Source organism: Faecalimicrobium dakarense (assembly GCF_000499525.1).
Taxonomy (GTDB): domain Bacteria; phylum Bacillota; class Clostridia; order Peptostreptococcales; family Peptostreptococcaceae; genus Faecalimicrobium; species Faecalimicrobium dakarense.
In genome coordinates this window covers 1-12,991 of the sequence record NZ_HG529370.1, presented here as the reverse complement: position 1 = coordinate 12,991, position 12,991 = coordinate 1, and the positions used below count along the sequence as shown (strand labels likewise).

Sequence of the window (12,991 nt, the reverse complement as noted above, 5' to 3'; positions counted from 1 at the left end):
CAAAAGGCATAACCATTCCGCTTATAACACCATACATACTTAATGATTTATGGTATGAGATGCCAGATAATACAAGTCTAGATGGAACAATCATTGAACTAATTGAGTGAAGTAATATATTTGACATACGATTACAAGTTATGGGTATAGAAAGCTTAATTGTTTCCATAGACGAATTATAAAAATCTTTAATATTAATAGTGTATCTATTATAAAGATTAGAATTTTTATAAAGGCGAATACTTATATAAAGTATGTTTACTGCTTCACCAACGGAGATACCTAAAAGTGCAATATAGCAGTTTAAAGACTTATTATTTATATACATTATAATTAAAAAAACAAATATAATTTTACTAATTTGTTCTAAAATTTGACCAATGGCAGGTACAGCTACTTCCTTAATACCATAGTAATATCCCCTAAGAACATTAGATAGAGTTATAACAACAATAGCAGGACAAATTGCTAATATAAATAGGCCTAAATCATTGTGCTTTAATAATTTAATGGATAAAAAATTAGCGTTTAAAGCAATAAATAGTGAAATAATTAAAGCAACCAAAAATGCTACATACAAAGTAGATATAAAAAGAACATTACTATTATGCTTATCATTTAAAGCCTTTTTCTTGGCAACTAAGCAACTAAGGGCAGTGGGAATACCTGTAGTAGTGAAAGCTAAACAAATCATTAAAAAGTTAAAAATTATATGATATATACCTAAGCCTGCTTCTCCAATTGATTTTGATAAAAATATTTTATACAAAAAACCAAGAGCCCTTACTATTATATTAGATATAAATAAAGTAATAGTAGATAATACGAGATTAGGTAACTTCAATAAATCACCCCCTTATGTTTAAATATATTCATAAGGGGGCGAAAAAATAATTATATCTTTATAAATTCTGGATTCATTTTGTTAAATTTACAAACATACTCAAATCCTATATCTTTTAAATATGAGTATATGTAGTCAAATTGATATGAAACTTGAGATGGGTTGTGTGAGTCTGAACCTGTAGTTATAATTTCTCCTCCTAAATCTTTATACATATTCAATATATATCTAGAAGGTGTTAAATCTGGAAGATTATATCTATAGCAAGATGTGTTTATTTCAATACCTTTTCCATCGTGTATAGCTTGTTTTAATATAGCTTCTATAATATCTGAAAATAATTTATCATCTAATAATTTATCATAGTTACCATACCTTTTAACTAAATCCAAATGACCAAGAACTGAATAATCTTTATAGTTTTTTATAATATTATAAAGCTTTGTAAAATATATTTCATAAGCTTCATGCTGTGTTTTATCTTTAAAAAAGTTTCCAAAATATAAATCAGATCTATTTATAGCATGCATAGAACAAATTATAAAGTCAAAAGGATACATATTTGCCTCTTTACTACATCTATCTATTATTTGTTCTTGAAGACCGAATTCTATACCTTGCTTTATAGAAATTTTATCACTGTATTTATTTTGGAAAAAACTTATTTTATCAAAATACTTATTATAATCAATACCCCAATCATCATCAGCATCAAGGTCATAATCAACATGGTCTGTAAAGCATATTTCTTTTAAACCTAAATCTATAGATTTTTTTATCATATCCTCCATATCAGTTTTGCTGTCATTAGAGAAACTAGAGTGCATGTGATAGTCATAAAACATAAATATTTCCCCTTTTCATTAAAATTTTGGTATTATATATACATACTACATATTAGCAAATATAAATATAACCATCAAGGAATTAAGAAAAATACAAGTGGTGATAAAATGGAAAAATACAATATAGAATTGAATAAAAATACTATAAAATATCTACAAATATACAATCATATAAAACAAATGATATTAACCAAAGAAATAAATGAGCATGAGAAATTACCACCAATAAGAAAATTAGCTAAATACATAGGTGTAAATAATACAACTATAGTTAAAGCCTATGAATTATTAGAAAATGAGGGATATGTATATAAATCTATTGGAAGTGGAACATTTGCATCAGTTCTTAAAGTAGAGAAAGAAGAAGATTATAAAAATAAAGATGGAGTAATACACTTTGATAGTGGAAATCCATCTACAGAAATGTTTCCAATTGAAGACTTTAAGAGTGCTATAAATATGGCATTAGCCAAAGAAGGAAGCTCTATATTTGAATATGATGAAGGATTAGGCTATGATAATTTAAGAAAAAAAATAGTTGATTATCTTAAAAAAAGAAGTATAGAGACTAGTAAAGAAAATATTCAAATAATATCTGGAGCACAACAAGGGATTGATATTATTTGTAAAGGTCTTATTAATTATTCTGATGTAGTGTTTGTTGAAGAACCAACATACAATGGAGCAATACAAGTATTTAAAAGCAGGGGTGCAAAAATAATATCTATACCAATGCTAGATGATGGAATTGATATTGGTATACTTAAATTAAAGCTAGAAAAAATAAAACCTAAATTAATATACACTATGCCTAATTTTCAAAATCCTACGGGCATATCATATACTACATATAAAAAGAAAAACTTATAGAATTAGCAGAAGAATATGACTTTTATATTGTTGAAGACGACTTTATAAGTGATTTTAAATTTGATTCAGATGATAATAGACCACTAAAAAGTTATGATGATAAAAATAGAGTTATATATATAAAAAGTTTCTCTAAGATATTTATGCCTGGCCTTAGAATAGGTATTGTGGAGATACCAAATGAACTTTTAAAGAAAGTACTATGGGCAAAGTATTCTTCAGATATATCAACACCAGGACTTATTCAAAAATCAATGTATTATTATATGGAATGCTTTGACTGGGACAAGTATTTAGAAAGTGTAGAAAATATATATACTCAAAAATATAATTTAGCAAAAAAGTTGATAAATGAAAAACTCAGTGATAAATTAAAGATAAGTAATTCAAATGGGGGCATAAATTTCTTTTTAGAACTACCTAGAGGGTACTTATCACAAGATTTTGAAAAGTTTATGCTAGACAAAGGAGTATCTATACTTCCAGGAACATATTTTTTTGACAATATATTTGATGATAGATTTTTTAGGATAAATATAGCTAAGTCAAGTATACAAGATTTAGAAAAGGGAATATCTATAATATATGATAATTTAGATGAATTTTTAAAAGAGTATAAAAACAATATAAATATAAAAAGTAATAAAATATTTTATTAAGAAAATAGGAAAGGAGAATACTCAAATTTAAAGAATTATTTGAGTATGATGACAAAATGTTTGATCAAAAGAAATTAGATAGAATAAATGAACTAGCGAAGAAAAATAAAACTGAGGGTTTAACTGAAATAGAGATAAAAGAAAGAGAAGAATTAAGAAAAGAATACTTAGCTAACTTTAGAGCTCATTTTAGATCAAGATTAGATCAAGTTAAAGTTGTATCACCAGAAGAATATGAAGAACATATGAAAAATAAAAAAACTAATTGTAAAATAATATAATTAGTTTTAAATATATTATAGTTTTGGAGGGGTACCATGAAACTAAAGCATGAATTTAAAAATGCATGGGAAGTAGAAAGAGAAAACAATAAATTAGATGACATAATGTCTTACGCTAATGGATATAAGCTATTTTTAGATAATGGAAAAACTGAAAGAACTTCAGCTAGGGAAATAGTAAAAATAGCCAAAGAAAATGGATACATATCAATAGACGAAGCAATACAAAAAGGTAGTATAAATTCAGGAGATAAAATTTATGCAGAAAATAAGGATAAATCTGTTGCCTTATTTGTAATGGGGAAAAATCCATTAGAAAAAGGAATGAAAGTAATAGGTGCTCATTTAGATGCTCCTAGAATAGACTTAAAACCAAACCCACTATACCAAGAAGCTAATCTAGGATTTTTTAAAACTCACTACTATGGTGGGATAAAAAAATATCAATGGACAGTAACACCTCTTGCTATACATGGAGTAGTAATTTTAAATGATGGTAAAAAAGTAGATATTTGTATTGGAGAAGATGAAAATGATCCAGTATTTTGTATAACTGACTTATTAGCGCATTTAGCAGGAGATCAGATGCAAAAGAAACTCTCTGAAGGTGTAACTGGAGAATCATTAAATATATTAGTTGGACATATACCACTAGAAGGTGAAGAAAAAGATGCTATAGAACAAAATATATTAAAAATACTAAATGATAAATATGGTATGGTTGGAGAAGATTTCTTAAGTGCAGAAATAGAAGTTGTTCCTTCTGGCCGCGCTCGTGATTTAGGATTTGATAGATCCATGGTACTAGCTTATGGCCATGATGATAGAGTATGTTCTTATGCTGCTGTAAAATCAATAATTGAAACAGAAAATCCAAAGTACTGTGCAGTTGCATTATGTGTTGATAAAGAGGAAGTTGGGTCTCAAGGAAATACAGGTATGCAATCTAAATTCTTTGAAAATGCAGTAGCTGAACTTATAGCTTTAGAAGGTAATTACTGCGACTTGAAGGTAAGAAGAGCTATGGCAAACACTAAAGTATTATCTGCAGACGTTTCAGCTGGATATGACCCTAATTACGCAGATGCTTATGAAAAAAGAAACTCTGCTTATATGGGTAATGGATTAGTATTAAGCAAGTACACTGGATCTAGAGGAAAAGGTGGATGTAATGATGCTAATGCTGAATTTATGGCAGAAGTAAGAAGAATATTTAATAAAGCTAATGTAGTATGGCAAACTGCTGAACTTGGTAAAGTAGACCAAGGTGGCGGTGGAACTATCGCATATATACTGGCTAACTATGGAGCTGAAGTTATAGATTGTGGTGTAGGAGTATTAAATATGCATGCACCTTATGAGATAGTTTCAAAAGTAGATATATATGAAATGTATAAAGGATATAAAGCCTTTTTTAATATGAATATATAATATAAATAAGCCTTAAGAGAAATCTTAAGGCTTATTTATATTAAAATAATTACATAAACTATATAAAAATTTATTTTCTAAGGGATTAAAAGTTTTTTTCTTAGAATATATGAAATAGAACTTTCTTATGAAGTCTACATTTTTAACTCTATAAAAGTTTAGTTTTTTAGAGTTTATAAAATCTATGGCAGAGATATAAGAGATGAAAGATACTCCAATACCAACGCTAACCATTTCTTTAATAGATTCATTAGATTCTATATGAGCTGCTATATTTAATTTATCTATATTGAAATTATTACTTTTTAGAGTATTTAAAATCAGACTAAGAGTTCCTGAACCTTCTTTTCTCATAATAAATTTAAGGTTATAAAGTTTATCTATATCGATATAACCATTTTCATTTTCAATAGATAAGCCATATGGAGTAATTAAAATAAGTTCATCATCAATTAAATCTAAATATTCTATTTGAGGATTATTAATTTTTGAGCCGACAAGCCCAAAACTTACTTTCTCATCTAAAATTTCAGATATAGCATATTGAGAATCATAATGGCTAATAGTAAATTTTACATCAGGATATGTATTAGAAAAATTACTTAGAAATTCAGGTAATACATAAGTTTCTGGAATAGAACTACATGCAATATCAATAATTCCTTCTATTTTTCCTGAATATTCTTTTATATCATAGACTGCTTTTTTGCAATTATTTAATATATTAATAGCATGTTCATAAAGAATTTCTCCGGATTTAGTTAAGGTAATATTTTTATTGCTTCTATTTACTAAAATAGTATCTAATTCTCTTTCGAGGTTTTGAATATGGGCACTTACTGTTGGTTGAGTTAAAAATAATTCACGAGCAGCCTTTGAGAAACTTTGATGTTTAGCTACAGCAATAAAAACTTCGAGTTGTTTAAAATCCATAAAAAATCCTCCTTTGTTATAATGATTATATTATAGCATACAATAAACTATATAGAATTTTGATTATTTATATACAATCTGTTATAATATTGGAATAATTTAGGCATAATTTCCAAAATATAATAATTTATATAATAATTAAGGTTAACCAGTCATTCTGTTACAAAAATATTACAGATTACCCTTAAATATTATTAAAGTCTATTAAATAGTATATAATTTACCTAAGGCAGTTAACATAAACTCTGTGATATAGAAAATATTTCAAGTGTTATCTAAAAAGAGATATTGGAATTCACGAAAGGAGGATTAATCAATGAACTTAAAAAAGACTATATATAGTATTATTTTAATAGGAATGTTTGTTACGGGATGTAGTAAAAATAATATAGAAGAAAGTAAAATTGCAGATGAAGAAACTCATCAAAAAACTATGACAAAAGTTCAAAACAATGTAAATGAAATAATTAATAAGGATTATGACTATGTACTTAAGAATATGGGGGTTCCATATTGTACAACGTATTATATAGATGCTGAGATTATGGAAAGTGCAAATACTATGGATGAACTTAATAAAGTTGTAAAAACTAGCAATATGAGATTAATATATCCAAAATATACAGCAAATAATAAACTAGACGGAAGTGCATTATATATAGAAATTAGTAACTACAAAGTTGTAGGTGTACAGACCTATGAATTTTCAGATTATGATATTGAAACAGAAGCTATTAATAAAGATGTAGACATAATTGTAGACCAATATAATGAAAAAACAACATTGCCAATAGAAAAGTTCAAAAATATAGATTTTAATAATTACATCCATAAAGATAAAGAAGAACTATATAGTATACTAGATGAAGATTCGGCTAATTTTGAAGCTTATGATAAAGAAAGAAAAGAAAAGATAAAAGGATACTTCTTAAAAGAAAATGATGGCAGTTTTAAAAATGTATTAACAATATATGAAAAAAATAATTTAATTGAATCAATTGATATAGTTAGTGCAGATAAAACAATGAGTGTAGTAAAAAGTCATTTATATGATAAGTAGATAAAAAGTTATAACAAATGTTATAACTTTTTTTATTTGTTGAATATTATTTTCAATTAGTGTTATAGATTACAAAAACTGGGTATATTTATTTATACAACTTTAAATGATAATTTTTATCAATGAAAAATATTTAAGTATTGACAATGATAATTGTTATTGTTAAACTTAGATAAAGTGATAATTATTATCAATTAAAAAATACATAGTAAAAGGAATTTTTTGGGAGGAATGATGAAAAAGAGGTACTTGATTTTAGCACTAATAGTTTTATCTTATATTTCCTTGTTTATAGGAGCTCAGGATATAACTTTAATGGATATATTTACTAAAGATCAATATAAACTTATGGTATTTCTTATAAGTAGAGTACCAAGGTTAATAAGTATACTAGTTGCAGGTTTAGGTATGAGTATAGCAGGTCTAATAATGCAACAGGTAAGTAAAAATAAATTCGTATCTCCTACAACAGGAGCCACAATAGATGCAGCTCAGTTAGGTATAGTAGTTTGTATGTTAACAATACCAGGTGCATCTATATTTACGAAAACTATAGTATCATTTATATTTTCACTTATAGGAACATTTATGTTTATGAAAATAATAGGAAAATTACAATTCAAAAATATAATATTTGTACCATTAGTAGGTATAATGTTTGGTAATATAATAGGAGCTATGACAGATTTTATAGCTTATAAGTACGATATGAGCCAGAATGTAACTGCATGGATGCAAGGTGATTTTTCTATGATACTTAAAGGAAATTATGAAATATTATACATAACAATACCTCTTGTTATATTAGCTTATGTTTATGCAAATAGATTCACAGTTGCTGGAATGGGTGAAGATTTTGCAACAAATCTAGGGCTAAATTATAAAAAGGTAGTTAATTTAGGATTAATAATAGTATCTTTAGTAACAGTATCTGTTGTTGTTACAGCAGGTAGTATACCTTATATAGGACTTATAGTTCCAAACATTGTATCATTATATATGGGTGATAATATAAGAGAAAGTATATGGCATACAGGATTATTTGGGGCAATATTTGTACTTGTATGTGATATACTTGGAAGAATAATTATCTATCCATATGAAATATCTATAGGACTTACAGTTGGGGTTATAGGAAGTATAACATTCCTTTATATGATTTTAAGGAGGAATGCAAATGAAGCTTAATATTAACAAAAGAATATATATGATGGGATTAATAGTCTTAGTATTTGCAATACTATTTCTAAGTTATGGAATAGATATGAACCATTTAGACTATGCTTTGTCTAAAAGAATACCAAAACTTATAGCAATAGCTTTAGGCGGAGGATGTATAGCATTTACTACTGTAGTATTTCAAACAATCACTAATAACCAAATACTAACACCTAGTGTTCTAGGGTTAGATTCTTTATATGTATTAGTTCAAACTGTAATAGCGTTTTTATTTGGTTCAACAAGTGCATTTATAATAAATAAAAATTATAATTTTATAATAAATGTATTGATTATGATCGCAGCTTCTGTGTTATTGTACAAAGTGTTATTTGAAAAAGGAAAAAATAATATATTTTTCTTATTGCTAGTAGGGATGATATTTGGAACATTATTTAAAAGTGCATCATCATTTATTCAAATTATGATAGATCCAAATGAATTTTTAGCTGTACAAAGTAAGATGATGGCAAGTTTAAATAATATGAATACAGATATTCTTATAATTGCAGCGATAATGATTATTGCTATTATGCCTTTTATATATGATGATATAAAATATTTAGATGTATTATCTTTAGGAAGAGAGCAAGCAATAAATCTAGGTGTAGATTATGATAAATTGGTAAAGAAAATGATAATAGCAATATCTGTTTTAGTATCAATATCAACAGCACTTATTGGTCCTATGACATTTTTAGGTTTAATAGTTGCTAATATTGCAAGAGAAAGTATTAAAACATATAAACATACTTATTTAATATTAGGGGCAACCTTAATTAGTATGATTACATTAATTGGTGGTCAGTTCTTTGTACAACATATATTTAAGTTTAATACAACATTAAGTGTAATTATAAACTTTATAGGTGGGATTTACTTTATACAACTATTATTAAAGGAGAGTAAATAGATGATAGAAATAAAAAATATATTTAAAAAATATAAAAATAAAAATGTCGTAGATGATGTTTCCTTTAATATAGAAAAAGGGAAAATTACATCTTTTATAGGACCAAATGGAGCAGGAAAAAGTACAGTGTTATCAATAGTAACTAGACTTATATCTGGAGATGGTGGAGAAGTTTTAATAGAAGGTAAGAGTTTAGAAGGTTACGAAAGTAAAGAACTAGCAAAAAAAATAGCAATACTTAAGCAATCTAACAATATAACTTTAAAGCTTACAATAAGAGAATTAGTTGGATTTGGTAGATTCCCATATAGCGAAGGGAACTTAACTAAAGAAGATGAAAAATATATTGATGAAGCCATAGAGTATATGAAACTAACTGACATACAAGATAAATACTTAGATGAATTAAGTGGTGGTCAAAGACAAAGGGCTTATATAGCAATGGTAATAGCACAAGATACAGAATACATATTACTTGATGAACCATTAAATAATTTAGATATGAATCATTCTGTTCAAATGATGAAGGTCCTTAGAAATCTTTGTGATGAATTAGGTAAAACTATAGTTCTAGTAATGCATGATATAAACTTTGCTTCATGCTACTCAGATAATATAGTAGCACTTAAAAACGGAAAGATTGAAAAAGTAGGAACAACAGAAGATATAGTTCAAAGAGAAGTTTTAGAAGATATTTATGAAATGGACTTTGACATAAAAAATATAAATGGAAATAGAATATGCGTTTATTTCTAAAAAATATAGAGATTGCAAAGTAGCAATCTCTTATAAAAAGAAACTAATTGAGAATGATTTTAAATATTAATAAAAAGGAGAGATTGATATGAATAAAAAAGCAGCAATTATAGCTGGAGTAGCAATAATAGGACTAGTAGGAGCATTTGCATTAGGTGGGAATAAAAAAAAGTCACAAGATACAGCGCTAGAGGCAAATGCTAGTATGAAAATAGTTCATAGTTTAGGAGAGACGGATGTTGTAAAAAATCCTAAAAAAGTTGTAGTATTTGATTATTCTGTATTAGATACAATGGATGCTTTAGGAATTGAAAATGTAGTGGGGCTTCCAAAAGCAACTTTACCAGAGTCTTTAGAAAAATATAAAGATAAAAAATATGCAGATTTAGGTGCATTAAAAGAGCCAGATTTAGAAGGTATAAAATCACAAAATCCAGATTTAATAATAATAGGTGGAAGACAAGCTGATTTTTATGATCAATTATCTGAAATAGCTCCAACAATAAGTGTAAATAAGGACAACAAAGACTACTTAGGATCAGTTAAGAAAAATATAGATACAGTAGCTAAAATATTTGGTGTAGAAGAAAAAGCTAAAGAAGAATTTGCTAAAGCTGAAAAGAAAATAGAAGAGTTAAATAAAAAAGTTAAAGAACAAGATATAAATGCTTTAACAGTTATGGTAAATGAAGGTAACTTAAGTGTATATGGAGAAGAGTCAAGATTTGGTATATTATATCAATCATTTGGATTTAAGAGTAAAGATCAAAATATAGATGATTCAACTCATGGACAAAATGTTACTTTTGAATATTTAGCTAAGCAAAACCCTCAAGTTATGTTTGTTTTAGATAGAGGTGTAGCTATTGGTAAATCTGAATCAGCTAAGTCAACATTAAATAATGATATGGTAAAATCTATGGATGCATTCAAAAATGATAAAATAATATACTTAGACGGAACAACTTGGTACCTAAATGATGGAGGACTTAATTCTTTAAATACAATGATAGACGATGCTATGAAAGCAGTTAATAAATAATAATACTGGGTATAAATAAAAAGTACGGTTTTACCGTACTTTTTATATTGCTTTATTTATAAAGTATTATTTATATGAATATATTTTAAATTAGGTATGATATAATATTTATTTAAGCGAATTTAAATAGTGCGAATTTTTATTATATTAAGACAGGAGGAAACTAAATGCTAAAAGAATTTATAAAGTATTACAAACCATACAAAAAACTATTTATATTAGATTTATTAGCAGCATTTTTATTTGCAACATGTAACTTAGTTTATCCTATGATAACTAGAAACATAATGGATGAAGTTATACCAAATAAAGATGTACAAATGTTAGCAGTATTTGCAATAGTACTTATAGGAATATTTATATTAAAAGCAGGGTTAAATTATTTTATGCAGTACTGGGGACACGTTGTAGGTGTTAGAATGCAAGCTGATATGAGAAGTTATGTGTTCACACATTTGCAAAAATTACCTAACACTTATTTTGATAATAATAAGACTGGGGTTACTATGTCTAGAATAATAAACGATTTAATGGAAGTATCGGAATTAGCACATCATGGCCCAGAGGATTTATTTATTTCTATTATAATGCTAGGAGGATCTTTTGCTATTTTATTAGGGGTAAATGTAGAACTTACTCTTATGATATTTGCAGTACTACCTTTTGTATTGTGGTTTGCAATAGCACAAAGAAAGAAAATGAACAATGCATTTATGGAAACTAGAGTAAAAACAGGAGATGTAAATGCAACTTTAGAAAATAGTATAGCAGGTATGAAAGTTACTAAATCTTTCTGTACTGAAAATGAAGAATTAGAAAAATTCTCTCAAAGTAACAACATATTTAAGCATGCAAGAGAAGGCGCTTATAAAGTTATGGCTGAATATTTCTCAGGTATGAACTTATTTATGGATATATTAGAACTTATAGCACTTGTTGCAGGAGGTTATTTTACTTATCTTGGAAGAATAACATTAGGTGATTTTGCAGCTTATATACTATATGTAAAAATGTTTATAGAACCAATAAAGAAACTTATAAACTTTACAGAACAATATCAAAGTGGTATGACAGGATTTGAAAGATTTAATGAAATAGTAAATCATGAGACTGAAAAAGAAGTTAAAAATCCAGTTGAGTTAAAAGATGTAAAAGGTGATATAGAAATAGAGAATGTATCATTTACTTATGAAGATGAAACGCAAGTTTTAAATGGATTAAGTTTATCAATAGAGGCTGGAAAAACTGTAGCACTAGTCGGTCCATCTGGAGGAGGGAAGACTACTTTATGTAGCTTAATACCAAGATTTTATGAATTTGAACAAGGCGATATAAAAATAGATGGTAAAAGTATAAGAAATGTAAGTTTAAAATCTTTAAGAAAAAATATAGGTGTAGTTCAACAAGATGTATTTTTATTTACAGGAACTATAAAAGAAAATATTCTTTGTGGTAATCCAAATGCTAGTGATGAAGAAGTTATAGATGCAGCTAAAAAAGCAAGAATACATGATTTCATAGAAACACTTCCAGATGGATATGATACTTATATTGGAGAAAGAGGAGTTAAATTATCAGGTGGACAAAAACAAAGAATATCTATATCTAGAATATTCTTAAAAAATCCTCCAATAATAATTTTAGATGAGGCAACTTCAGCACTAGATAATGTTACAGAAAGAGAGATACAAGAATCTTTAGAAGAACTAAGCAAAGATAGAACTAATTTAGTTGTAGCACATAGATTATCTACTATAAAAAATGCTGATGAAATAATTGTTTTAACTGATAAAGGAATAGAAGAGAGAGGATCTCATGAAGAGTTAATAAATAAAGATGGAGTTTATAGTAGACTTCATAGAAAGTAGATTGAATATTAAATGTCTTATTTGGATAAATTAAAAGTGCATAACTAAGGGTTTCATAGGAGGCATTTTAAATGGACAATAATAAAAATAGACTTAAAGACAGACCAAAATCTAATGCAGAGCTGAGAAAAATGTACTCTGAACATGGATCAGAGATAGGTATAGAGAATGGTCAAAAAATTGGAGCAAAAGACTCTGGAACTAATAAAACTAAAACAGAAAAACTATATCATAAAGTAAAAAAGAAAGATTAATAAGCAACAAAAAAGAA

12 protein-coding genes and 1 pseudogene are annotated in these 12,991 nt (G+C 26.8%); 10 read left to right on the top strand and 3 right to left on the bottom strand.

Going from position 1 to position 12,991, the window contains the following annotated elements; all coding sequences use genetic code 11:
* Both BN899_RS12315 and BN899_RS12310 read right to left on the bottom strand, forming a co-directional pair.
* The coding region (locus BN899_RS12315; RefSeq protein WP_042275784.1) for an oligosaccharide flippase family protein at window positions 1-844 on the bottom strand (844 nt) is incomplete at its 3' end.
* A gap of 50 nt (window positions 845-894) precedes the next feature.
* The gene (locus BN899_RS12310) at window positions 895-1,689 is read right to left on the bottom strand and encodes a histidinol-phosphatase HisJ family protein (protein WP_042275782.1); all 795 of its coding nucleotides are present in this window, start codon (window positions 1,687-1,689) and stop codon (window positions 895-897) included.
* Between the two features lie 108 nt (window positions 1,690-1,797).
* Here BN899_RS12310 and pdxR point away from each other — a divergent pair.
* From pdxR to BN899_RS12295, 3 genes and pseudogenes are all read left to right on the top strand, one after another.
* Window positions 1,798-3,218, top strand: a pseudogene (gene pdxR / locus BN899_RS20850) (MocR-like pyridoxine biosynthesis transcription factor PdxR).
* A gap of 56 nt (window positions 3,219-3,274) precedes the next feature.
* Window positions 3,275-3,499, top strand: a complete 225-nt coding sequence (locus BN899_RS12300) for a DUF896 domain-containing protein (RefSeq protein WP_042275781.1) — start codon at window positions 3,275-3,277, stop codon at window positions 3,497-3,499.
* A 36-nt stretch (window positions 3,500-3,535) separates the two neighbouring features.
* Window positions 3,536-4,930 (top strand): aminopeptidase, encoded by a 1,395-nt coding sequence (locus BN899_RS12295; protein ID WP_042275780.1) that lies wholly within the window; start codon window positions 3,536-3,538, stop codon window positions 4,928-4,930.
* Window positions 4,931-4,954: 24 nt separating this feature from the next.
* Here the strand turns inward: BN899_RS12295 and BN899_RS12290 are convergent, their stop codons facing one another.
* Window positions 4,955-5,863, bottom strand: coding sequence for a selenium metabolism-associated LysR family transcriptional regulator (locus BN899_RS12290; RefSeq protein WP_042275779.1), 909 nt, complete (start codon window positions 5,861-5,863; stop codon window positions 4,955-4,957).
* A gap of 316 nt (window positions 5,864-6,179) precedes the next feature.
* Here BN899_RS12290 and BN899_RS12285 point away from each other — a divergent pair, with 316 nt between their 5' ends.
* The 7 genes from BN899_RS12285 (at window position 6,180) to BN899_RS12255 (ending at window position 12,974) form a co-directional block, all read left to right on the top strand.
* A complete protein-coding gene (locus tag BN899_RS12285) occupies window positions 6,180-6,923 on the top strand; it encodes a hypothetical protein (protein WP_042275778.1) in 744 nt (247 codons plus the stop codon).
* 234 nt (window positions 6,924-7,157) lie between these two features.
* Complete coding sequence (locus BN899_RS12280) at window positions 7,158-8,111, top strand: ABC transporter permease (protein WP_042275776.1); 954 nt, start codon at window positions 7,158-7,160, stop codon at window positions 8,109-8,111.
* The gene (locus BN899_RS12275) at window positions 8,101-9,054 is read left to right on the top strand and encodes an iron chelate uptake ABC transporter family permease subunit (protein WP_042275775.1); all 954 of its coding nucleotides are present in this window, start codon (window positions 8,101-8,103) and stop codon (window positions 9,052-9,054) included. The genes BN899_RS12280 and BN899_RS12275 overlap by 11 nt, the downstream gene beginning before the upstream one ends.
* Window positions 9,055-9,810 (top strand): iron ABC transporter ATP-binding protein, encoded by a 756-nt coding sequence (locus BN899_RS12270; protein ID WP_042275773.1) that lies wholly within the window; start codon window positions 9,055-9,057, stop codon window positions 9,808-9,810.
* An 88-nt stretch (window positions 9,811-9,898) separates the two neighbouring features.
* The gene (locus tag BN899_RS12265; protein ID WP_042275772.1) at window positions 9,899-10,852 is read left to right on the top strand and encodes a siderophore ABC transporter substrate-binding protein; all 954 of its coding nucleotides are present in this window, start codon (window positions 9,899-9,901) and stop codon (window positions 10,850-10,852) included.
* A 167-nt stretch (window positions 10,853-11,019) separates the two neighbouring features.
* Complete coding sequence (locus BN899_RS12260) at window positions 11,020-12,720, top strand: ABC transporter ATP-binding protein (protein WP_042275770.1); 1,701 nt, start codon at window positions 11,020-11,022, stop codon at window positions 12,718-12,720.
* 71 nt (window positions 12,721-12,791) lie between these two features.
* Window positions 12,792-12,974 (top strand): hypothetical protein, encoded by a 183-nt coding sequence (locus tag BN899_RS12255; RefSeq protein ID WP_042275768.1) that lies wholly within the window; start codon window positions 12,792-12,794, stop codon window positions 12,972-12,974.
* Window positions 12,975-12,991: the final 17 nt, after the last annotated feature.